Source organism: Mucilaginibacter paludis DSM 18603 (genome assembly GCF_000166195.2).
In the GTDB taxonomy this organism is placed as follows: Bacteria; Bacteroidota; Bacteroidia; order Sphingobacteriales; family Sphingobacteriaceae; genus Mucilaginibacter; species Mucilaginibacter paludis.
On the sequence record NZ_CM001403.1, the window covers coordinates 2,804,087 to 2,827,888 of the forward strand.

At 42.5% G+C, this 23,802-nt stretch carries 18 protein-coding genes and 1 pseudogene; 5 read left to right on the plus strand and 14 right to left on the minus strand.

From position 1 onward, the window contains the following. Positions 1 to 443 precede the first annotated feature (443 nt). A complete protein-coding gene (locus MUCPA_RS11745) occupies positions 444 to 2,012 on the plus strand; it encodes an RNA-binding domain-containing protein (protein ID WP_008506591.1) in 1,569 nt (522 codons plus the stop codon). A 62-nt stretch (positions 2,013 to 2,074) separates the two neighbouring features. Here MUCPA_RS11745 and MUCPA_RS11750 read toward each other — a convergent pair whose 3' ends face one another. The 7 genes from MUCPA_RS11750 to MUCPA_RS11780 form a co-directional block, all read right to left on the minus strand. After that, positions 2,075 to 2,833: a metallophosphoesterase gene (locus MUCPA_RS11750; protein WP_008506592.1), complete on the minus strand. Its 759-nt coding sequence runs from the start codon at positions 2,831 to 2,833 to the stop codon at positions 2,075 to 2,077. Between the two features lie 177 nt (positions 2,834 to 3,010). Next, positions 3,011 to 3,658, minus strand: coding sequence for a YceI family protein (locus MUCPA_RS11755; RefSeq protein ID WP_008506593.1), 648 nt, complete (start codon positions 3,656 to 3,658; stop codon positions 3,011 to 3,013). Between the two features lie 19 nt (positions 3,659 to 3,677). Continuing rightward, positions 3,678 to 4,487, minus strand: a complete 810-nt coding sequence (locus MUCPA_RS11760; protein WP_008506595.1) for a hypothetical protein — start codon at positions 4,485 to 4,487, stop codon at positions 3,678 to 3,680. Positions 4,488 to 4,547: 60 nt separating this feature from the next. Beyond that, positions 4,548 to 5,999, minus strand: coding sequence for a S41 family peptidase (locus tag MUCPA_RS11765; protein ID WP_157543880.1), 1,452 nt, complete (start codon positions 5,997 to 5,999; stop codon positions 4,548 to 4,550). A gap of 96 nt (positions 6,000 to 6,095) precedes the next feature. Next, on the minus strand, positions 6,096 to 9,692 hold the full coding sequence (locus MUCPA_RS11770; RefSeq protein ID WP_008506599.1) for an ABC transporter permease: 3,597 nt from the start codon (positions 9,690 to 9,692) through the stop codon (positions 6,096 to 6,098). Next, a complete protein-coding gene (locus tag MUCPA_RS37695) occupies positions 9,643 to 10,536 on the minus strand; it encodes a hypothetical protein (protein WP_008506600.1) in 894 nt (297 codons plus the stop codon). The genes MUCPA_RS11770 and MUCPA_RS37695 overlap by 50 nt, the downstream gene beginning before the upstream one ends. 25 nt (positions 10,537 to 10,561) lie before the next feature. Then, complete coding sequence (locus MUCPA_RS11780) at positions 10,562 to 14,008, minus strand: ABC transporter permease (RefSeq protein ID WP_008506601.1); 3,447 nt, start codon at positions 14,006 to 14,008, stop codon at positions 10,562 to 10,564. A gap of 453 nt (positions 14,009 to 14,461) precedes the next feature. On the opposite strand from MUCPA_RS11780, the gene MUCPA_RS38640 reads away from it, so the two are divergent. Both MUCPA_RS38640 and MUCPA_RS38645 read left to right on the plus strand, forming a co-directional pair. After that, positions 14,462 to 14,710, plus strand: a complete 249-nt coding sequence (locus MUCPA_RS38640; RefSeq protein WP_050982082.1) for a hypothetical protein — start codon at positions 14,462 to 14,464, stop codon at positions 14,708 to 14,710. A 48-nt stretch (positions 14,711 to 14,758) separates the two neighbouring features. Beyond that, complete coding sequence (locus tag MUCPA_RS38645) at positions 14,759 to 15,247, plus strand: GDSL-type esterase/lipase family protein (RefSeq protein ID WP_083839327.1); 489 nt, start codon at positions 14,759 to 14,761, stop codon at positions 15,245 to 15,247. A gap of 233 nt (positions 15,248 to 15,480) precedes the next feature. Here MUCPA_RS38645 and MUCPA_RS11790 read toward each other — a convergent pair whose 3' ends face one another. The 7 genes from MUCPA_RS11790 to MUCPA_RS11820 form a co-directional block, all read right to left on the minus strand. Next, positions 15,481 to 16,116, minus strand: coding sequence for a hypothetical protein (locus MUCPA_RS11790; RefSeq protein ID WP_008506602.1), 636 nt, complete (start codon positions 16,114 to 16,116; stop codon positions 15,481 to 15,483). 38 nt (positions 16,117 to 16,154) lie between these two features. Then, the gene (locus tag MUCPA_RS11795; RefSeq protein WP_008506604.1) at positions 16,155 to 17,126 is read right to left on the minus strand and encodes a DUF945 family protein; all 972 of its coding nucleotides are present in this window, start codon (positions 17,124 to 17,126) and stop codon (positions 16,155 to 16,157) included. Next, positions 17,107 to 17,505 (minus strand): plasmid mobilization protein, encoded by a 399-nt coding sequence (locus tag MUCPA_RS11800; protein WP_008506606.1) that lies wholly within the window; start codon positions 17,503 to 17,505, stop codon positions 17,107 to 17,109. The genes MUCPA_RS11795 and MUCPA_RS11800 overlap by 20 nt, the downstream gene beginning before the upstream one ends. A 397-nt stretch (positions 17,506 to 17,902) precedes the next feature. Beyond that, positions 17,903 to 18,253: a helix-turn-helix domain-containing protein gene (locus MUCPA_RS11805; RefSeq protein ID WP_008506607.1), complete on the minus strand. Its 351-nt coding sequence runs from the start codon at positions 18,251 to 18,253 to the stop codon at positions 17,903 to 17,905. A 99-nt stretch (positions 18,254 to 18,352) separates the two neighbouring features. After that, on the minus strand, positions 18,353 to 19,456 hold the full coding sequence (locus MUCPA_RS11810) for a hypothetical protein (protein ID WP_008506609.1): 1,104 nt from the start codon (positions 19,454 to 19,456) through the stop codon (positions 18,353 to 18,355). Between the two features lie 471 nt (positions 19,457 to 19,927). Continuing rightward, positions 19,928 to 20,128, minus strand: a complete 201-nt coding sequence (locus MUCPA_RS11815; RefSeq protein ID WP_147425552.1) for a hypothetical protein — start codon at positions 20,126 to 20,128, stop codon at positions 19,928 to 19,930. A gap of 10 nt (positions 20,129 to 20,138) precedes the next feature. Then, positions 20,139 to 20,858, minus strand: a complete 720-nt coding sequence (locus MUCPA_RS11820; protein ID WP_008506611.1) for a helix-turn-helix domain-containing protein — start codon at positions 20,856 to 20,858, stop codon at positions 20,139 to 20,141. Between the two features lie 503 nt (positions 20,859 to 21,361). Between MUCPA_RS11820 and MUCPA_RS36015 the strand changes: the two are divergent. Both MUCPA_RS36015 and MUCPA_RS39225 read left to right on the plus strand, forming a co-directional pair. Beyond that, a pseudogene (locus MUCPA_RS36015) lies at positions 21,362 to 23,437 on the plus strand (glycoside hydrolase family 3 protein); the annotation flags it as partial. A 111-nt stretch (positions 23,438 to 23,548) separates the two neighbouring features. Next, positions 23,549 to 23,800 carry a fibronectin type III-like domain-contianing protein gene (locus MUCPA_RS39225; protein WP_262493004.1) on the plus strand — a complete coding sequence of 84 codons (252 nt, stop codon included), beginning with the start codon at positions 23,549 to 23,551 and terminating at the stop codon, positions 23,798 to 23,800. Positions 23,801 to 23,802 lie beyond the last annotated feature (2 nt).

Below are 23,802 nucleotides of genomic sequence, written 5' to 3' on the forward strand. Positions count from 1 at the left end.
GGGCCACCGCTAAAAAACAAAACAAAATGGCCCGCTCTGCATGGCCTTTACTTTTTACCCGGCGGTGGGCTATCTTCGCGGTACTGGTGAATATGGGATTTGGGAATTTTTACTACACCCAGTTTATCGTACCATCCATAAGAACTCAAAACTCAAACCCCGCAACAAAAAAATCAAACTTTGCATAGGAAAGCCGAAGAGTTGGCTTTGGACAATCAAAGTCAATATCCGACTCATTATAATCTTCTGCTATTTCTTTAGAATTTAGCACCTTTAAATGATCCTAAAAATGGCCAGAATAGAATTTGCAACTATCTCACAATTAGCTACATTCAAAAAGCAATAAATAAATAACACTGCGATAAAAAATTTATTGCGCTGATTCAAAAATGGAGAATTAAATTTTAATTCGATACTATGACATTCCTGCTTATTTTTACAAGATGCCATTACACGTCAATATTGAAGATTTATTAAACGCTCGTTCTGTTGAATCGGAACGGCTCGAATTTAAAGAGGGATGGAATCCTGATGCCATATACCGTTCAATTTGTGCTTTTGCGAATGATTTTGAAAATGTGGGTGGTGGCTATATTCTGATTGGCGTGGAAGAAGAAAGCGGGATTGCCAAGCGGCCCGTTGTAGGTTTAAGTGCCTCCAAGATTGCCTCTATTCAAAAAGAGATGATCGGGTATAATAACCTGATTAACCCCGTTTACCATCCTAAACTCTTTATTGAAACTGTGGATGGCCAGCAAATTTTAGTTATTTGGGTGCCCGGTGGCTCTAACCGCCCTTATGAAGTGCCTGAACAAATTACGGCCAAACAAAAAAGATACTCCTATTATGTTCGTAGGTATGCCAGTTCTGCTGTTGCAGATATGGAAACTCAGCAAGAACTGATTAGTCTGGCCAACCAAATTCCCTTTGATGACCGCTCTAATCAATATGCCAGCATAGATGATATTTCAATGGTACTCATTCAGGATCATTTGCGTCTGATAGGCAGTAAATTGATGGAAGCTTCCGGTCAGCATACCAAAACGGAGATATTAGAACAGATGCTCCTGGTTGATGGCCCGCCCGAACACCGCTTTCCCCGGAATGTGGCATTGATGATGTTTAATGAACACCCGGAAAAATTCTTCCCGGCCACCTGGGTGGATGTCGTGTATTTTCCAATGGGTGAAGGAGAATCGGAATTTCTTGAATACCCGCGTATTACAGGCCCCGTACCTGCTTTAATCAGAAAGACACTGGAGTTATTAAAAACAAACTTTTTAAAGGAAAAAGTCATTAAGCAAGCTGACAAGGCCGAAGCAATCCGTATTTGGAATTACCCTTACGCTGCACTGGAAGAAGCTGTGGCGAATGCATTATTTCATCGTGATTATCAACTGAGGGAGCAGGTTGAAATCCGGGTTTCACCGGAATCCATCGTGCTGCTTAATTATGGTGGCCCTGATCGCTCTATCCGTCAGGAAGATTTTATCAGCGGCAGGATAAGGCCGCGCCGTTACCGCAACCGCCGTTTAGGAGATTTTTTAAAGGAACTCGATTTAACGGAAGGCCGTGCTACAGGCATTCCCACTATTAAACGTGTTTTGGAACGTAATGGCTCTCCTGAACCATCTTTTCGCACAGATGATGAACGTACCTTTTTCGAAGTAGAAATATTTTGTCATCCTGCTTTTAAAAACGATGTTGTTCTTATAGATGATGCCCAAAAGGAAGTGGCAAGTAATAAGGAAGGTAATAGAGATGGTAATAGGGATGGTAATAGAGATGTTATTTTGTTATCCCCGAAACAAAAGGAAATATTAAACTTTTGTCAAAATCCCCAAAGCCGGGCAGATATATTCGATCACCTCGGCATTTCGAACCAGCCCAAAAATTACCGCCTGCATATTTTACCACTAATACAAGCTGGTTATATTACTCTTACGGAACCTAATAAACTTTCCAGTAAATATCAAAAGTATCAAACCAGCAATACGGCTCCCACTACATGAAATTCTTTTAATAAAATTCATTTGCCGTCAGTTAAAAGGATTTATAATAGTGTCGTTATATGCTAAAGTTCAATGCATTTATCGGCATGATAGAGTAAATGCTCGTTGCGCTGAACATAGCCAAGCTGATTGGTTAGCAATTTTGTATGACCTATTTTAAACTCAGGAATATTTTGGTGATGATGCCCGTAAATCCAATAATCCGGCGTGGTATCTGAAATCAAATCATCCAATATCGTTGCAAAAGCCTCGTTCAGGTAGTCTCCCTTATATTCAGGCGGGTAGTTCTTAAAAGTAGGAACATGATGCGTGACCACTACTTTTTTGCCCGGTGTATCTGCTTCCAAAGCGGAGCGTAAAAACGTAAGACTATTTGCATGAAAATCATTATAGTCAGGGATTTGAAAACGCTTCCCATCATAACTAATTTGATAAAAATCATTCAGGCCACGTTCTATCCGCCAGCCATTTAACAGGCTTATGGACGACCATAAAGTGGAAAATAGCAACTGATGCGCGCCAATTTTTTTAACCACATTATTTATCAATGACACATTACTTCTGATCTTTTCTTCAAATGACCCCGATCTGTTTGAAATATCACTTTGATAGTACTCGTGATTTCCTGGTATCCAATAGGTTGCTTCAAAGTAATCGCTGACATAATCAAAAAAGTCCTTTTGTTTGTCTATCCTGGTAAACAAAGTAACATCGCCAGCCAATATCAAAATGTCGCCTATGGGCTTAATGGGGTTAGCTTTTATATAGGCTTCATTTTGGGGAAACTCTAAATGAAGATCGGAGCAATATTGTAAAATCATGGCGTTTCAAAATTAGAAAAAGGGCGCTTTAAAATCCAATATTCAAGACAATTATCTGACTTAACTTTTTAAATACACTTATTTGTATTGCTTTTAAATTGGAACGATGTTAAAATAAGTTGACATAAAAATTACCATTACAGCAATAGCTTGTATTTCATGATTTCTCAATTAATCTTATTTCTTTGCCAAGATCTTAATCTGAAATTCAATGGAATCCGAAATAGCTTGATCCTTTAAATTATCAAAGAACTTTCCTGATTTATACCGGACATCCCATAATGTTCGATCAATAACCAGCTTACCATTGGCTTTGACAATTCCGCCCTTAATTTCCATTATCGCCGAAAAAGTAACCGGGTGTGTGATACCCTTGATCGTTAGGTTCCCGGTAACTTTTTTATGCTCACCATCTATCGATTCAACCTTAGTAATTACGATTGTAGAAAAAGGGAATCTTTTAACATCAAAAAAATCAGGATCTTTTAAGTGTTTAATAAGTTTATTATTCCTTCCGTAGTTTTTATCTTCAATTGTGTTCATGTCAATTTCAACCGTACCTCCCGTAAGTTGACCGTTTTCGATCATTAATTCTCCTTTTGATATATTGGCGTACCCGTCATGCTTCCCATGAACACTAGAACCTTCCCAGGTTATGACACTTTCCTTCGTATATATCATAAAATATTTTTTATCCCCAACATGTAAGGATATGGAGCTTGCCAATGTATTGGTTTCATTTTCCCCCGTTACAGGTCCACCGCAACCGAAGAAAAAAAGGGCAATAATTAAAATTAAATAGGTGGCATATCGCTTGTTGTTCATAAGTAAATTGAGGCTTTTGTTAGTTCTGTAACATCAAATTTTTTAAATTTATACTTCCACAATGAATTTCTTTATCGCTTGATCCAGCGTTATTTTTTGACCCATCGATTTTTATACTATAATAAAGATCATGCCCTTTCAGGCTTAGTCCTGCTCGCAATACACCACTAAGTGCTCCTTGAGTCGTTTGGCTAAGTATGACAACATAAAAACCACTCGATGCCTTTGGGCTGATAATTCTTTTTAAAGATGACGGTTTATGAATACTATTATCTAAAAAGGATTTTAACCCGGCTAGACCATAGTCATACATTGCTTCTTTATTAATGGTCATCGTATCGGGTGGAATCAATACTCTATGGTATTTGCCGGGGAAGCCCGGAACCTCATAGGGGTCTGCCGGAAAATCGATGTTCAATTCCAGCGATTCATCAGTTTCATTGATCAATCTGGTCCAAAATATAATTCTAAAATATTTCTTCCCATTAGGGTCAGTGTATGGTCCACCTTTTGGAAAGCTGTTTTGTATGATCAGATGTTTACCGGTAGCATCAGTATATACATACTTAGCATGGTATTTTTCATTAGAATCGGTGGAAGGGCGGGTGTCTTTGGTTTCTGACTTCTTAATATCTTTATTTGGTGCAGTTTGCTTTTGTCCGCAGGCCGTGGAAAAAGTAAACGCAATGAGTAAGGTGTAAAATGGTGTCTGCATCTTAATTCCGATAATATTATCAACGTTGTTCAGCGAAATTACTTCGAGATATTTCAGGGTTGGGAATTTGGATTGTAAATAAAAATGTAAACTTTGTAAATAAAATATTGACATGATATGATGGCCGAAATCTTCTTTAACCAGGCATAGAACTACGACCCATAGCCGGTTGTCTTATCTCTTTGATGAGATCAGGGCCCGTGCGAAATTTAATTCGGTATCTATCCCTATTAAAATATCATTTATTTTTGGAGTTACCTGATAATCCGGTTCAACACCCCTGCCTTTGGTATAAGCGACAGCGTTGCTTGTTTTGATTAGTGGTATAGTCACTCTTATTTTAGTATTAGGTAAAACCAATCTGGCCGATTGATGGGAAGTATTCCCTTCCATGGTGCCGCCGCTTTCTTCGCCGATAAATATTGCCCGTCCGTTGCCTTTCAGAAAAGCAGCGACCACCGCCGCCATAGAACCTGACGCGCCATTGATCAGCACAAATAACTTCCCGGTATAATGATTGACATTAAGTGGCTGTTCCCCAAGCGAGGGCATATCGGCTTTTTTAAGGCTATACAAGCCGTTAGTTGTTTTACCGACCAGTGAATCAGCAAAAAAGAGGTCTTTACCGTTTTCCAGGTATTCAGCGACCGGTGCATACCCTTTAAACTTCACTTCTGTAGATTCGAAATGCTGATACGGCCTTGTCAATAGATAAGTCAGCAGTTTTTCACCCGTCCCGTCGCCGCCCTCGTTATTTCTCAGGTCAAGGATCAAATTTTCCGTATGCCTTACCTTTAAGGTGGTAAAAACACTATCGTATAAAACAGCAAAGTCCTGTTTAAAGCGTGTCCGGTGCCATTTCAGAAAAGAGGAAATACGCAAATAAGCAATATTCTTTTCAAGGTATTTAAAGGCTAATGGTGCCTCCAATTTGTTTCTGCCGTAGAAAAATTTCATATAGGATCCATGATCGAGACCCGCGACCGTTGCGATCTTCTTTTTTGACCGGTCAGCTACGTCGATATATTCCAGGCGATAGGCGGTCGTATCTCCTATAAAGATCGGGTAATTCAGATCAAAAAGGTTTTCTTCTTCCGTCATACTATAGTCTTCCAGGTGACGGGTATTAAAGGTTTGAATGTACCCGTCCGATGGGATGGTGGGCAATAAGATATCCAGCATTTCTTCAACTGTCTTTCCGTTGATAGATAGAATTTCCGATCCGGCCGGGATGGCACTGCCGGATGCTACCGTTTTGAGCACGTAAAACCTCCGGTCAATGATCTTTAAACAGAAAGGGAAATAATGATGCTTGTTTTCTAATGACCGGTAATAGGCTTTCGATGGTGTCGGGATCAAATGCTCATCATTCACTTTAGCGCAGGTCTTAGTGATGAGTTTATAAAAGTCAGTTTCAGACTCAGGTTGTGCTAGCGATTTTAAATTATCATCTAAATATTGGCTCATGATCAAACTGTCCGTAAACCGGTAAAGACTTGAATAGGTAGTTTCTAAAGCTTTTCTGAGGATGCCGTAGTCCTCCTTTAACTCTTTTGGACTATAATTCAAGGGGGTATTTTGACAATTGCCCCAAAAAGCTTTTGCGATCAGCATGAGCGTCAACATTATTTTGTTTTTTAAATTCAGCATCCGGTCGTTATCATTTCGTACACATTTATCTATTAAAGACTGGTTTTAAAAAAATTGGTTACACAAAAAGGCTCATTCACTTCTCAAACTATCTGCCGGGTTAGCAAGCGCCGCTCTGATGGATTGAAAGCTTACCGTGAGGATAGCGATCAACATGGCCGTTATACCCGCAGCGAAAAACATCCACCAACTGATATCGATCCGGTAAGCAAAGGTCTGCAGCCATTTTTGCACCCCCCACCAGGTAAAAGGCGTAATGATAAAAACCGCTAAAATCACCAGATAGATAAAATCCCTGCTCAATAGGGCGGCGAGCTGTGGGACACTGGCACCCAATACTTTTCGCACACCAACTTCTTTGGTACGCTGCCGGGTAAAGAAAGTCGTGAGTGCAAATAAGCCCATCACCGAGATCATGATGGCAACAAGCCCAAAAAAGGTAATGATCTTTTCCAGGCGTGCGTATGAAATAAACAATTGCTCAAAGTTTTGGTCGACAAAAGAATAGCGGAGCGGGAAGGCAGGTTCTATTTTTTTCCAGGCCTGGGTGATCCCAGCGATAGTCCGCTGAACATGCCTGTTATCCAATTTAACAAGCATGGTGCTACCAAATTGCATCAGGCAGGGTTGATGGTTACCAATGGTGAACACCACAGGCTGCACCCCGCTTTCAAATCCCTGCACATTAAAATCTTTAACTACGCCTACGATCCGCACCGGTGTACTGTCACAACCAGGGAAGGCGATGATCTCTCCGACAGGATCGGGCAGTCCTAATTTTTGGGCGGCGGCCTCGTTAATAACAGCTGAACGTGTTTGCTGATCCTGCACCTCTTCTGTAAAAAGGCGGCCCTTTTTCAAAGATACACCGAGGGTTTGGAAATAATCGGTACTGACTTTAACCGACCGCATACGATAGGCTGCACCCTTGTTTTTGAATGGGATCGTCGAAGTATCAACGCCAAAATTATCGCCCGGTACACTTGTGGTTTTGGCAACGCCAATAACCCCCGGTACCGAAAGCAGCACGTTACGGGCTTGATCAAAGCCTTGTTCACGGATTTCCGGCCGGGCCTCCACGCGGATCAACTGATCAGCTGAAAAACCCTTGTCCCTGTTTTGCATAAAGCTCAGCTGGCTTTTGATGACAATGATGCCGGTGATAAAAAACACCGATACCATAAATTGCACGACGATGAGACTGTTTCGAAACAGTGTTCCTTTACTACCTGTAGAATAACTGCCTTTTAAAACTTTGACAGCGTTAAATTTCGAGAGGTAGACCGCGGGGTATAACCCCGACAGCAAGATAATTCCCACTAAACTACTGATCAGTTGAAGGACAACACGCAGCATTTCGTGCGGTTGCAAAAAACCGATGTTGATATTGAACGAACGGTTGATATAGGGTATGCCCAAAGCCAGCAGCATAACAGCTAAAATCAAACTCGCCAGGCATTGTATGGAAGTCTCGGCCATGAACTGTAAGATCAATGGCATACGGCCCGCTCCCATCACTTTGCGTATACCGACCTCCTTTGCCCGGCTGATCGAACGCGCGATGGCCAGGTTGCTGAAATTGATGGCTCCTGCCAGTAGCAGTAGAATCGCTAAAACCAGTAGAATGGTTACTGTTGAAAAATTACTGCTGCCATGTTTCGGGAAATTGTGAAAACGTGGCACCTGGTCAACAAACAGGTTGGTTTTAGCGCCAGCTTTCGTATAGTTTTCGAAAGATACGCCATCGGCTTTGATGCGCGCATTGTAATAAAGCCGGTTGATGGCGGTTTCGATCGTTGCATCGTTTTCTGCCCGCCTGAGCTTGATATAGGTTTGACAGGAATAGTTGTCCCAGGTATTATCGTGCCGCCCGAAAGGATCGTGTATCAGCATGCCGACCGGCAGATGAGTTGCCCCCGGCTGATCCTCCAATATACCCGTCACCACCAGCTCAGCACGATCGTTTAGTTTGATCGATCTGCCCATGGGGTCTTCACTGCCAAATAATTTACGGCCCAGGTCCCTGGTCAGTATGGCCGTCCTTGGCGCGTTCAGCGCGGTAGCCGGATTACCAGTTGCCAGCTGATAAGGAAAAACCTTTAAGAAATTCGAATCGACCGTAACCAGATCTTTTTGATAAATTTTGCGGTCTCCGGCAGCAAGCAGCGCTTCGCGATCACCTGACGACTGTAACATGGTAGCAGCTGCGGCATTTTGATATTCCTGCGCCAGGAAACCGGCCAGCGAGGTAGGTGTATTACTTATAAAGTCTTCGTTTTGGCGTAGGGAAACATGATAGACCTTATCCAGTTCCGGACTCCATTTGTCATAACCCAGTTCATAGTTCGTGTACAGCAGGATGACTATAAAGCTGCACAAACCGGCTGCCAGACCGATCATGTTAATGGAACTGTAGGCGATGCCGCGTACGGTATTGCGCCAGGCGATCTTCAGGTAATTGCGAAACATAGCGGGACGATTAATTTTTTGATGCAAAACTACCGGCCTGTTTATCGCAAAACGTTCCAATTTAGAAAATGGTCGCTCTTTTTTATACTCTGCCGGGCTTTTCCCTGTCATTTGCTTGAAAATTCGGTTGAAGGTCGTTTTAGAATTGAACCCCGATTCATAAGCGATGCCCAGCAGGGTGAGATGTTTATATGAGGGATCATGCATTTTGGCCATCACATCCCTGACCCGAAATTCATTGATAAAATCGCTGAAGTTTTTTTTGAGCCCAAGGTTAATGATCCTTGATAATTCATGGGCGGGCATACCCAGTTGCTCAGCAAGGGACCCCACACTCAGTTCAGGGTCCTGGTACAGGAGTCCGGCTTCGATCTTTTTCTTTAATAAATTACTCTTTTGTTTCAAGCCTGCCGAAAGGGACGATCGGGAAAGCAATGGTGCTTCGATGGACCTGTCGACGCCAGATCTGAAAAATACCAATATGCCCATTCGGATGACCATCGCAATCATTAGCAAATACAGGGGGTAATAAACCTGCTTGTTTAAACCAAAGTGAAAACCTACATAATCAATAACAGTCAGCGGTATCCATAATGATAGCGCTATACCAAAACTGGTCAATTGCTGGTCTAACCAGCGCCATTCATACCGGTAACGATCTCCTTCGTTAAATTTCAGGCTTCTGTAAAAACGTTCGATCAAACGGTGAGACAGGTATAAGTAAGCGCCGACCGATATAAATAGCAACGGTTTTCCGATAGCGGTAGCTAAGGGTAAGCAAACAGGGGAGAAATGCAAGAGATCCTTCCAATCTAACCGGCATGCCGGTCGCGTAGTTTTTCTGACATAAAAATAGATAAAAGGCCCAAAGGCCAGTGAAAATGGCAGGAGAAAGGTGGATATTTCCAACAACCAGGCGATCCATAATACCATTGCAACCAGCGCAAGGGCAAGAAATCGATTGGCGACGCGATCAATATCTCTTTTGCACCATAGCTGTAAAGCAAAATTCAGCCCGATAAACAGCATTCCTAAGAATGCCATGTCGTAAAGGGTGATATGTAACGTATATAGTTTCAAACGCGTTAATAACTCAATAAAGTTCAGCAAAAAAGTATTTAATGATTGATGATGATTATAATATTCAACTTTATTGGCCGCCCTGGTAACCGGATCTTTTAAAAAAATCGGTGACAGCATCGGTGTTGGCGTAATCAAGTTCGATGATCGCTTTGAGCGCCGCTTTTTTATCGGTCGCCTGAGCATAATAGGCCTGGCAGATCCGGTAGCCGACAAAATAGCCGAGGTCGGGTGCCGGCAACGCCGGGTTCGGGCCGGTGCTCACCCAATTATCATTGTTTCGTGTATACATTTCTTTTTGAAAGGATCGCCACACTTCCTTTTCATGTGCAGGTCCATAGGCCATATAGGGTGTTTTGGCAGGAATAGCTGTTACCAAGCCGGCCACAAAGTCGCAGGCCCCTTCCCGGATCGCCGAGGTTAATACGTTGATCTGCTGGAAATCGGGCCGCTTTTGCTGTGTGTGGGTATATTCATGGATGCCCATGCGGACCAATTGATCACCCGTTAGCGCCGGGTCATTCAAAACCACTTCAACACCGATAAGCGACAGGTTGCCGCGAATAGTACCGCCCTGCTGTCTTAACCCGACGATCAGGAATGACTGCGCGGGCCGGAGGTCCGGGTATACCTGTCGGAAACGGCCGATCTCTTGTTCCAGGTGCCACACGGCCGTATCGATCAGTGGTTTTTTCAGGTGGAGGTTATCCCAAAATCCGGGATCAGCTTTCAGTAAGGCCAGCCATTTAAAGTCCAGGCCGTCCTTATTGCGCATAAATGCTTTTAACCCTTCGCTTGCCCTGGCGATGTACAGCCGGTTCACCAGGTCCCGTTGCCTGGCCGTATCGCCGGTAGCCGTAATGCTGTCCCGCATGGTCCAGAAGTTTTCCCAATCGGTTTGAAAGACTTGCTGCGCGCGGCTAAGCGCGGGGAATAACAAAAACAGGATGATCATTTTTTTCATGACAATTGTTTAGTGAGGTATCAGCTCATTCTGCCCTTAAACTCTTAACCGGATTCGTAATCGCAGCTCTTATGGATTGAAAACTGATGGTGATCAGTGCGATCAATACGACTAATAAACTGCCTGACAGGAATAACCACCAGCTCACCGTGATCCGGTAAGGATAATTTTGCAACCACTTATTGGTTGCTATCCACGCGAACGGCATGGATATAGCCAGTGCAATAAAGATCAGCTTGACAAAATCTGCCGAAAGGATAGTCACGATGCTGCTTACCGAAGCGCCGAGCACTTTGCGTACGCCGATCTCTTTTACGCGTTTCTCTACAGCTAACACCGACAAGCCGAATAAACCAATACACGATATAAAAATGGTGAGTACGGCACTGAACAGGATAATTTGCTTCCACCTGGCTTCGCTCGCATAGCTCTGTTCATTTTTCTCCTGTTTAAACGTGTACGCGAACGGGCTGAAAGGAAACAAGCCTTTAAAGGTATTGGCGATATATTGCAGGCTTGCGGTTTCAGTACCGGGTTTAATTTTGATGTGGAGCATACCATAGCTGTTTCCAGGGTTCATGGTAAAAAATTGTGGCGTTATTTTTTCAGTTAATGGCTTGTAATGATAATTCTTGACTACGCCTACTACAGTATAGGATTCACCATTGAAGGTGTTGATTTGCTCGCCTATGGGCTGTTTCCAGCCGGCTTCCTGTACAAATGCCTCATTTACTAAAGCCGACTGCGTTGCATCTGCCGGATATTTATCGGAAAAATTCCGCCCTGCAATTACCGGTACTTTAAGTAACGGCAAGTAAGCAGCATCAATAGTTTCTACAGCAATGTTTACCTGCTGGTCGCCGCTTACTTTTACAGTATTGTTGTTGTCGCCGCCATTTTTTGGAGCGACATCAATCATATTGGGATTTTTCATTAATTCCTGTTTAAATACAGCGGCTTCATTTCGTGTTAATTGGGATTTATTTACCACGATCAAGTTATGGTCGTCATAACCGAGATTTTGTGTAGTCAGGAAATTAAACTGTAAATAAATGGTAATGGCCCCAACGATCAGAAAAGAGGCCAGCGCAAATTGGAATACCACCAGGGCTCTTTGCAAATAATTTTTTCCGGCAAGGTTAAAGCGGCTGTACAAGGTCTGAACGGGATGGTAATTTGATAAAACCATTGCGGGGTAAATTCCTGCTGATAAACTGGTGATCAAAAAGAGCGCGATATAATAAATAATCAGCTTTACATTAAGCAGGTAAGAAAGCGATAGCACTTTATTCGATAAGCCGCTGAATACCGGCAAAATGACCACTACAATACCCAACGCAAGGGTAAAAGCGATCAGGCAAAGCATAAACGACTCACTCAAAAATTGTATCCGCAATTGCCTGGTAGTTCCCCCGATCACTTTTCGTATGCCGATCTCTTTGGCACGTTTCACGGAGCGTGCTATGGTAAGGTTCACAAAATTGATACAGGCGATCAGCAACACAAAAACGGCAATTGCTGAAAGAATATAAGAAAACTCAGGGTTGCTTTTATCGCTCAGTATTTCATTCCCATCCGGTACCAGCTTACCCAAATGAATAGCGGTAAGCGGCTCCAGCAGATAAGAAATGCCGATACTTTTTACTTTATATTTACTTTTGATCTCGCTGATGGCTTTACCCGCATCGGATTCGAATACCCCGTCCATTTTGTTTTGAAGGGCTTTAATCTCTGCACCTGGCGAAAGCACCACGAATGTGCTGAGAAAGGAATTGAACCAATTACCGTTATTGCTTTCATCCATGGCCGAAACTTTCAACGGCAGCAATACCTGAAATTTGATTGATGAATTGTCCGGGCAATTTTTGGCCACTCCGGTGATCACATGCGGGTTAAAAGTGCTGTCTTGGCGGATGAAAATTACTTTACCAACGGCGTTTGAACTGCCAAAAAGCTTCTTAGCCATTTCTTCCGTGATCACAGCCGAATTGGGTTCGGTTAATACCGACCTTGCATTGCCGCTTAGCAAAGGGAAATTAAACACGGAAAAAAAATTAGCATCGACCAGGCAGACCGACTGTGACCGGATGTCACTCTCCGTTTTAATATCAGCGCGCGCCGGCTGGAAGCGGACGAAGGTTTTTATTTCCGGGATGCTTGCAGCAAACCTTGGTCCGGGGAAATAGCCGGTATAGCTGCCGTTAGAAACACTCCCGTCTGTTTTCGTTGTTTGCTTATCGATACGGTAGATCTGGTCAACGTTTTGATGAAAGCGATCATAGCTCACTTCATCCTGCACATAAACCAAAATAAGCATCGCACAGGCTAGCCCAATGCTTAACCCTGCGATATTGATGAAGGAATACGCCCTATTTTGCAACAGGTATCTGAACGTGGTTTTAAAATAATTGCTGAACATATAATTGCGGTTTAATTTTTCTTCGGCCCACACCAAAGGGCTTTCCGAACGCAATATTAGGGGACTTATTCGTGGCGGTGCTGCCAACTTATCAATTGGCAGTTCTTTTCTTAGGCTATTTTTGTATTCCAAAGGGGTTTTGCCGGTCAGCTCTTTAAAAACGCGGTGGAAAGTTCTTTCGGAGTTGAACCCTGAGTCATAAGCGATACCTAATAAGGTAAGCCGGTCATTTTCCGGGTCGCGCATTTTCCGGGCAATTTCACGCACACGGAATTCATTGATGAAGTCGCTGAAATTCTTTTCCAGTCCCTGGTTGATCATACGGGAGAGGTCATGCGGATGGATCTTCAGCTTTTGCGCGAGGGTGGCCAGCGTCAGTTCCGCATCCGTGTAAAGGCGATTTGTAGCGACAACTTCCCTTAATCTTCTGCCTTTCTCCCTGGCATCAGACCGATCAGTTATGGGCATGGTCAACTGGAGACCATTATCCGCTTTCCGTATCACATCCACGGCCATACCGATCAGGGCTAAAGCAATGGTCAAACAAATAGTATCATCAAACATGGATAACAGGCAAAACAAGCCAAGCAGGACGAGCGCCTTGTTCAATCGTTGGAAAGCAAAACGCGGCCGGTCCATTGTTACCGGCCGCAGGCGGCGATAAAATCCCTCAATCATCCCGTGCGCCAGGTACAAATAAACGATGACCGAAATTAAAACCAACCAGGTGGGCACCCAATAACTTACAAGCAAAATGCAAAAATGAAGTATATTTCTCCGGTGGAACCGCCCGTCTGGTGATGTAAGTTGCCGTACATAAAAGTATAGTAGCGGCCCCAAAGCTGGCAAAAAAAACGGTGTCAATCCCCCGGTCTTTAATACGGCTACGGCCAAGGCTGCGCTTAAAAATAAATTCGCTGTTCGCTCAGGCCTTTTTGCGGATACTAAAAGCAGCGCAAGGGTTAGCCCCGAGAACAACGTTCCAAGTGAGGCCAGGTCATACAGGCTAATATGAAAAAAATGAAACTCCAAGTATTTAGTGTCTTCAATCATTGTTCCGAAATATTTAAGTCATTGATTGTCAGTAAATCGTGTAAAACCCTAACTTATTGGCGTAACAAAAACGAACAGCTGACCGTTCGCTTTTGATCCTTATGTATATGACGGTACTGAATAAAAAGTGTTACAGCTACCATTTTCTTGTCGACAAGGGGTATGGATCGGCTTAGTTCCCCAGCATCTTACGATCTATGCAACCTGCTTGAATAAATGTAATTGTAGGCGATGTTTAACGGAATTAAAAGTGGGTTTTGACCATCACGATCTCCAAAATAAGTTGTAATAGGTTGTTAAACAAAATCCTGCAAAAAGGAACGGATGTTTTTTTTGTAGCTTTCTTCTGAAAATTTTCTGCATTTTTAAAAAACCCCACTCTGGCGAGTGTGAAAAAGGAGGAGATAAATATCTCCTCCTTTTCATTATGATTAAATTTTAAACATTAAATTGATGATCCCCATAAAAAGTATAATAAAAAGCGTTGTTATAATCGCAGTCTTTCATCTATCCGCTTACGGGCAAAATTCAACGGATACCACAAAACACAACACGGTGGCAACTGTCAGCAATGAGGAAAAAGAAGAAGAATACCGGTTGCATAATGACTGGGCAAATCTTAAATATTACCAGGATGACAATAAAAAACTGGGCACTGATAAAAAGGACTTAGTATTACTCATAGGTGATTCCATTACCTAGCTTTGGGCAGAAACCGATTCCTCCTTTTTCAAGACCAATAAGAATTACATTGACCGGGGGATAAGTGGGCAAACCACCCCGCAGTTGCTCTTGCGTTTCAGGCAGGATGTAATTAACCTTAAACCTAAAGTGGTGGTGATATTAGGCGGCACAAATGATATCGCGGGCAACACAGGCCCGGCAACTATCAACGAAATTTTCGGCAACCCGTTATCCATGATCGAACTGGCAAAAGCAAACCACATCAAGGTGGTCATCTGTTCTGTACTGCCTGCATTTGATTATTTCTGGAATGAAGACATCAAGCCGGCCGGCAAAATTGTTATGCTCAATCATAAATTAAAAACCTATGCTGCCGCACATCATATCGTCTATCTGGATTATCACACTGCCTTGAAAGATGGCCAGGACGGTTTTAAAAAGAACCTGACCAGGGACGGCGTTCATCCCAATATAACAGGGTACAAAACAATGGAGCCGTTATTAAAGAATGCATTAAAAAGTATTGAATATTGTGATTTGCTTTCATTGAAATAACTATGAGTTAATCTGACAGCTAATGAAAAGGCTGGATTTTAAAATCCAGCCTTTTCATTAGCAAGCCGACCCTTAGATAGTCTTAGTGGCTTCTTCCACCTTTTTTATCACAAAAGGATTATTGGAATGACTTTTAACCTCACCGTTCCAGGCCAACCCCTTTCTTAATTGATGAACTATTTATTATCGTTGCCACATAGCTCCTTTCCTTGTTGTTTATTCAAAAATAATAATTACTTAGCCCGCTTCTTTGTAACTGCAGCCTTGCCCTTTAATTTTTTTAGCTTATCGTTCGCCAACTTACTTTCCTCTGCGGCCTGTTTCGCTTCAAATGCCGCTTCTGACATCGTTTGCTGTTCATCAATATTAGCCTTTGACTTTTTAATATAAAAGTCGGCGTTAGCCGTATAAGCGCTGTCAATATATTTCGCCACATCGGGGTAAAAGCCACGCAGGATAAGAAATTTATTTGTTTCATCAGCCCTGCGGCTATTTTCAATCCATAAGCTTATCGATATGGCGAGCATAACGACGACCGCAAGCCCTAAACCTAAAATTGTCCTGATAACAAACTTTGATTTGGTGTCAAACTGAACATTATACTTGACTGGTATCTCTTTAGGTATGGCATTGATCTTTTCATCAAACCCGTTCAATTGTTTATCAAAACGCTCTAACTGCTTGGTGTTTTCCAATGTCCGCATTTCGGCTGTTTCGGTTACCTTAGCTTCCAATTCGTTTACTTTGGACGGCAGGGCAGCTAAATCAAGTTCCTCAATTTTCGACTGCCTTTTTTCGAGGGTGGTAACTTTTTTAGCCATACTGTCTATAATCTCCTGCTGCACATTATTTTCTTCGTTGGTTTCCATGTCTTTAATATTTTTGTTGTTCGTTAATTTGTTAATTACTACCTGCTGATTCCATGACTTTGATCTTGTTCCTCACCCTTTCTCTTTTTGCGCCGGTAAGCGTCATCCGGTTCGGGGGTAATCCCCCCTGGCAACTGTTCAAATAATTGTAAAGCTTCCTGCAAAAAACTGGTCTGCGGCTCTTTGTGAATGATGGTTGGCTCTTTGCCCTGTAGTTCATCAATGACCTGCCTTAACTGATCGGCTAACTTGGCTGGCTTCGCCTGAGTTTGTTGTTGCTGTACCTGCTCCTGTATTGCTTTGCTTAATTTGCCATAGCTTAAACTGCGGTCGATTTCTGAACCTTTAAACTTATACTTGCCCTTACTGAAACTGATACCCTGTATCTCCAAAGTGCCGCTTTTGTATTTAAACTGCATCCCGATACCCTGTTTAGCCAGTTCGTGTTTAAGTTGAACCATATTGCTCACTTTTTTACTGGCTGCTTTTATGGTATCATGCAGTTCATATTTCAGCTTGTCTATCCCTTTTAATTGCGGACGGTTAACCTTTTGCTTACCCTGTCCGATGTGCATCCCGTGTTTTAAGGTTAGTTCTTTGCTGATCTTAATATTTTTAAGGTGCTGAAAATTGTCGGCTATCGTCTTTCCATTATTATTTACCCGGTTATAAACGATATGTATGTGCGGATGCGCCCGGTCTTTGTGTTTGACAATCAATACCTGTGTGTCCTGTATTTTCATTTTTTGCAGGTACTCTTTGGCTATGCTGACCATTTTTTCGTCGTTCAACTTTTCTTTGTCCTCCGGACTCCAGCTCAAAGCAATATGTCCAACCGCCTGACCTAAACCGGGGTTCATTTTCCGTTGCATATTAAAATCGTCTATGGTGTGCGCAATCTTATCGATGCGCACGCCATCCGAATAAAGTATGGCCGCATCTTTTTTCAGGATGTTATACTCGATACAGCCGCCGAAGCTTTTGCCGGGTTTAGGTATCTTTCCGATCATCGCTATTGAAATATTTCAATGCCTGGTCAATCTCTACCATCAGCCCATCGCATTTACGGGCAACCGTTAAAAGACCGTCCCGGTGCGCCAATTTGGTTAGTTGGTTCAAGTTATTGGCCATTCCCGCGAGCATCCGCATGATCTGTAAATCTTCCGGTTTTAACCGGGCGATAACCCGCGCGGCTTTAGCCGCCGCCCTGAACCAATCGCTGATTTTCATACCCGCTTCTTTGGCTCTTGAGGCTATCATAAAATGCTCGGTGGCGGTTAGCCTGACCTTGATATGCACTTCCCGTCTGACGTTAATTTTCGGTCTGCCACCCTTATGTTTCGGTTTGCCTGTAACTGGCATTGCCGTTGTTTTTACTCCTAATTCCATACGCTATAATCTGTCTTTATCAAGCCTATTTTCTGTCTTTCCCTTTTTGCAACCAACGGGCGCAAAAAGCAAGTTTGCCGTTCAGCCGTAGGCTGCAACGGAGTTTTTGGGTACCAAAAACACAAACTTGCTTCCTATCGGCAAATGCCTTTGGTTAACGGCCTCCGGCCGGTATAGACAACTATACAGCTATACCGCAAGCGGTATGCTGTGCCGCCTTTTTACCAAAGCTTCGCTTTGTGTTTTACTCGTTGCCTATCCGATGCTTCGCATCGGAGTTGTCTTCTCTGACCTCATCCGCTGTTGTCTTCCAATGGCTTTTTACTCGCCCTTAACACGATAAACCTAATGCCATGACTATAGGTGAATCCTGCAATTATCATCCTTGTCATGAGCCTTAAATTGACTTGGTTTTCTTTTCGCTAAGGCTAAATTTCGAGGTGGCCTCGTCCTTGATTTCCTCTGCCGTTCTTTTACGGCCAGACTTAATCCATTCAGTCAATTCGGACCGGTAGAAATAAAGGCGCTTCCCGCGCTTATTAACAGGGAGTTCTTTACGGCATACTTTGCTGTAAACGGTCGGGACAGCAAGGTCTAAAAATATTGCAGCCTTGGCAACGGGCATAATTTCGTCCTGCCCCATCGGCTGCTCCTGCCGCTGAAGTAAAAGCTGTTCGATGTTATCCAGCTTATCCTGTATTCTACTTACCGCCTCGGGTAACTGGTCAAATGTGAGTGTGTCTTTCATTGCGCATTAATTTTGTTTAATGCTGCAATTGTAAGTGCTTGTTTTGCAGTGTTACAAGGGGGTAAACCGTAACCCTGCGCTTACCCCCTCATTTTTTTGCTATTTTTTGTTACGGGGAGTAGGCAGGATGAAAAACTGAGCTTCCTTTTGCTCAATTTTCAGGATGGGAGATTTGCATGGACGGGTATTTTCTGACATTAGGCCGGACAAATAACCCTCTGGCAATTCCCTGGGTTCAGACTGTTGGGATAGGTACATGAACTTCGGGGCGATCCATTTTTCCAGGTCGGACTTCCGGCAACCGACAATCAGGTTAGCATCATAGAGTTGTTTAAAGGCATCGGCCAGTTGGGTTGCAAAGCCACGGAATACCAAAGGGGCAGTGGGTGCCTCATCATATAGTAACAGCTTTTCAAGTGCAGCGTGATCTTCAGGAACAAAATAGGCTTTTAATAAATCAAACAGTTGCACGGCTGCCCCATGTTTAAAGGTCGGATAGTAGCCCACTATTTTTGCAATGGCTGCCTGTTCTTCGCTTAGTTCTGGTTGGTAGGTAGTTTCCTGTACTACTATTGCCGGTTCGTTTACTTCTTTCGCTTCGTTAGTATTTTCGATTTCTGCCGGAGCTTCTTCAACCTTTGCCGCTTCCTGCCCCGGTAGTTGGGCATTCATCCTTTTTTTAAAATCAACCTCGGTTATCTTCGGCTTAATAAAATTTTCTGCAGCATAGATCAGCTCCATTAAAAACTTTTCCCGAAGCTTGACAGAATCGCCCAGGTCTTCCGCAAACTTCGCGGTTACTTGTATATCAGCACTGTCAGATTGCAGATTGTTGACAATAAATAAATATTCAAGTCGGACAGAAATTATAAAGGAGCGGTGATAAACCAAATTCATCTCCGAATAATGCTGGTTGTAATTTGTCCAAAATTCCTTAAAGCGGTTGCGGACTTTAGATAATTCTGCCAGTTGGAGCAAAATAAGGTCTTTGTTTAAGATTAGCAGGTCTAAAAAGGCCATATCTTTTAATACCCTTAGTTCGCTTCTGTAGGAAAAGGAATCGTAATATTGGGTTTCGTAGGTCAGATCATAAGTTTTAACATGCTTCTTTTCATTCGTTCCCCATTCCAGTTGAATATCATCCTCAATAACACGTAGGTCGAATGTTTGGATGCGGATTAGAAATTCTTTTAGATGCTGCATAATTTGGTGGTAATGAAATCAAGCCTTTTACTATAGTCAGATTCCTTTAAAAAACGCAACCATGCGATTTAAAAGTATAGACAACCCAACTAAAATCAGCTATCATAAGCCTAAAACCTGTATAAAAACAAAGTTATGCAAAATGCCGTTTGTATCTGTTTTGATTTTTTTTCTGCAAATTTTCTGCAAATAAAAAAGCCCCACTTGCCGAAGTGGGGCTAACTTGTTGATTTACAAGCTCCCCAGACTGGACATAATTCGAACCGTTTTGTCGAACAATTGATGCTTTTGAACCAACTATAAGTTGTCTAAACGAAATTCGATTCCTCTACGAACTACAAAAAATCAATTGAAAATCTTATTTTTTCAAATCGTCGCTCTCTCATAAGCTGCATTAGTTATAACAAAGGAGTTATTATCTCACTTCATCAGCTAATACCATCACCAACATATCTGTTAAATACATTCGATTTATTTTTGTGAAGTTATTTTTCGAAAGCGGATGTTTCTAACACGATCGCCTGATAATTTAAAGCCTAAATTTTGCCCTTGATTGTCTATTTGAAAGTCTAACATTCCCATATCGCTCTTAAATTCATTTTGGAATTCCTTAACGGGATTAAGTTCAAAATCGCCGCGACGGAAATGATGAATCATTAATTTTCCATTCAAATTATAGATGTTATACAGCTTTAAAGGTCCGGGTAAAATGCGCCTGATCTGCAAAACCACAGGTATAGGCTATTTCAGTTAACAGCGTAGGAGTATTTTTAAGTAGCCGCAATGCTTTATCTACCTTAATGCGATTAATGTAGTTACCCAATGTAGAAGAAAAATATAGCGGAAAATATCGCGATATGGTAACGGGGTGAACACCCAGCCTCGTCGAAAGATCAGTTAGATGAAGCGGTTTGTCCCATTCATCTTCTAACAAATCACGCAAACGTTCGGCCCATTGCGGCATGCTTTTACCGGCTTGGGTTTTTATTTTACCTGCCGGGTTAAAAAGCTTGTACAATAACAATTCCGCGGATGCAATTGCATGAGGGCTCGATGGATCGTCCAAATCATGGTAAAGCTTAATCAGTGTAATTTTAGTGGATAAAATTTGCGGTATAGTTTTTAACAAGTGCTCCTCTGTATTATTCATCCGGTTCATAAAATCCGCGCTTAGGTCAATGTTTATTTTTCGGGTATCATCACTATAATCATTGCAGCGATGCATTTCGCCTGCTGGAATAAACTTCACATCGCCAGGAACCCGCTTGCAATTTTTACCAAACAGATCTTCTTTGTGACAGCCATTTAATAACAAACTGAGGCTCGCATTCTGATGAGCATGCCAATCTTCGAAACCGGCGTTCCCGGTATAGCGTGTTAACGCTACATGGCATCCGCTCACTTCCTTGTAAGCTTATTGATGCCTAAAAAAGTATCTAACGGTTTAATCATTGATGGCCGGTTATAAAACAAACGTTTGTTAGAGTAATTTCTATTACATGTGTTACATTAAAAAGCCCCGAAAGAAAGGTGGTGGTGATTCCCCAAAGCCCATTTAATAAGTTAACCATTACCAGCAAGAAGAGTGAGCGAGATCGCTTATAGTCTCGGTTTCGAACATGTGCCATACCTGCTTCGTGACAATACAGTGCAGGATGGTTGAATAACGAGTAAACTTTATATTTTAAAATTACTACCGTAATGATTTTGCACATTTATTTTTTATGCTAAATGGTTTTAAACAGTTGATGACAGTTACTTAAAAACGATTATATACTTTTAAACTAACTTTTATAAAAGCCTAACATACCACACTTATTTACAGCAATTATAATGAGAATACCCGCCCTTTTTTTTACCTGTTTTTTTATACACATAGCTTGTTTTGGGCAATCACAATCACTTATGGGTAGCAAGAGCCAGGAAGAACTACATGTAGATAAAATATTAAAACAACTTACCTTACAGGAAAAGATAGGCTTGTGTGCGGGCGCTTTTCCTGAATTTGGGCTTAGTGGAATAAAAAGGCTGAATATACCAACCGTTAAATGCACCGACGGGCCACGAGGGCCAAACCAAAATGGCAATTCTACTGCTTTTCCCTGCGGCCTGGCCTTTGGCGCCTCCTGGAACCCCGAACTAGTTGAACAAGCAGGAAAGGTGATGGGCAATGAAACCCGGGCTAAAAAACTTAATGTTTTGTTTGGCCCGGCAGTTAACATTTTAAGAGATCCTCTAAATGGTCGTTTTTTTGAATACTATACGGAAGACCCGCTTTTGAACAGCGAAATTGCGGTAGCCAATATAAAGGGCATTCAGAGCGAAGGTGTTGCTGCCTGCCTTAAGCATTACGCCTGTAATAACCGCGAAAACAATCGCAACTTTTATATGTCGATGGTTGATGAACGAACACTAAACGAGATATACCTGCCGGCTTTTAAGGCCGGGGTACAAAAAGGTAAAGTTTGGACTATTATGACATCGGCAAATGGTGTTAACGGCGAATTTGTAAGCGACAGCAAAAAAATGCTGACCGAAATTTTAAAAAATGGATGGGGATATGACGGGTTGGTAATGACCGACTTTTTGCAAACCCGCTCGACCGAAAAGGCTGCTTTAGCTGGCTTGGATGTATCTATGCCAGGTGGTAGTTTTTGCGGTTTTGGCGGTGCCCTGGCAGACGCGGTGAAAGCAGGCCGTGTGCCCGAAAGCGTTATTGACGACAAAGTTCGCCGCATACTCAGGATCTATGACAGGTTAGGCGTATTAGACGGTAAGGATATGAGTATCGGTGCTAATCAAAATACGATTGAACACCAGGCAATTGCTCAAAAAGTGGCTGAAGAAGGTATGGTATTATTAAAAAATGATCGTAAACTATTGCCGCTAAACGCAAACCAGATCAAAAATGTTGTAGTAATAGGCCCCAATGCCGATAAAAGGTTTTGTTTAGGTGGTATGGGCGGCGGAAGCTCAACCATTTTGCCTCCTTATGAAATAACAGCCCTTCAAGGGCTTAAAAATATGTTGGGCAACAATAAGGTAAGTTATATCCCTTCTAACGAATTAGGCGGCTTTCAGTCAATTCCACAATCTGCTGTTGTTGGGCCGGATGGCACCCCGGGTTTTAAAAGTTCTTATTTTGGTACCGACCAGGAACACCCGGCAGTTAACCGAAAAGATTCTGTTTTAAGTTTTATGTGGGAAATGAAATCGCCTGACCCAAGGATTAAACCACAGGATTTCACCCATGCGCACTTTGAAGGGAAACTTATTGCTCCAATGGATGGCCGGTTCACCTTACGGCTAACTGCAGATGGCGTAGCCAAGATGTATCACGGTTTCAACAATGGCACCCAGATCGCTTTTGCCGACAGGAACCAGCTGCTTTCACCGGCATTTGCCTCTGTAGAGCTAAAAAAGGGGGAACCTTATGAACTTTCTATAGATTACATAAAACAACCGGGCGATGCAGGTGTAAGGTTGGAATGGGAACTGCCCCAGATCTCTGATGATAAATGGGCGAAAATTACAGCGGCTGTTAAAAAAGCAGATGCAGTAATATTTGTGGGCGGGTTAGATTACACCTCGGATACCGAAGGCCGTGACCGGAACGACCTGGTTTTCCCGGGCTCGCAAGAAAATTTAATTAATAAGTTATCGGCCATTAACAAAAATGTTGTGGCTGTACTAATCAACGGTTCTCCTATGGAATTAGGTGGCTGGTTGAAAAATGTTCCGGCTGTGTTAGAGGCATGATATCCTGGCATGAGCTGCGGAACCAGTATTTCAAACATTCTGTTAGGTAAAACAGCCCCATCCGGTAAACTACCATTCTCCTGGCCAAAAAAACTGGCAGACTGCCCTTCGCAAGTGTTCGGAACTGAAAACAATGACGTAGTAAATTATACAGACAGCTTAATGGTAGGTTACCGTTATTACGACAGCAAAAATGTAGAACCCCAATTTCCGTTTGGTTACGGGCTGAGTTATACTACCTTTAAATATAATAACCTGCATATCAAATCGAACAGAAGTACTATTAGGGGATCTTTTTCAATAAAAAACACGGGTAACTTTAACGGTGCCGAAATTGCCGAGGTTTATGTTAGGCCTTTGCACCCAAGCGTGTACAGGCCAATACATGAGTTGAAATATTTCAAGAAGATCACTATAAATAAAAATGGCTCCGGTAAAGTAGATTTTGAATTAGGTGCTGATGCATTTTCATGTTATAATGTTAAAACCGGCAGTTGGCAATTAGATCCGGGTGAATATGAGATACAAATAGGTTCATCATCCCGCGATATAAGGTTGAAAACTTTAGTACAAGTGCGAAATTAAAT